This window comes from Shewanella sp. S1-58-MNA-CIBAN-0166 (genome assembly GCF_040310085.1).
In the GTDB taxonomy this organism is placed as follows: Bacteria; Pseudomonadota; Gammaproteobacteria; order Enterobacterales; family Shewanellaceae; genus Shewanella.
Genome location: NZ_JBEOPN010000228.1, coordinates 1 through 209, shown reverse-complemented (window position 1 = coordinate 209; position 209 = coordinate 1). Strand labels below are relative to the sequence as shown.

The window sequence follows — 209 nt, the reverse complement described above, 5'->3', positions numbered from 1 at the left end:
GCTCAAACCGCTGAAGGTGCAATGAGTGAGTCTACTAATATTTTGCAACGTATGCGTGACTTGTCTTTGCAGTCTGCTAACGGTTCAAACTCATCTAATGACCGTGCAGCAATGCAAACAGAAATTAGCTCTCTGCAAGAGGAGTTAACCCGTATTGCAGATACCACTTCATTTGGTGGTAAAAAATTATTGGATGGTACTTTTGGTAG

The 209-nt window shown here is 41.6% G+C and carries 1 protein-coding gene; it reads left to right on the top strand.

Translation table 11 applies throughout. From position 1 onward, the window contains the following. A partial coding sequence (locus AAEY99_RS21790; RefSeq protein ID WP_502959521.1) for a flagellin N-terminal helical domain-containing protein occupies nucleotides 1-209 on the top strand: 209 nt, incomplete at both ends.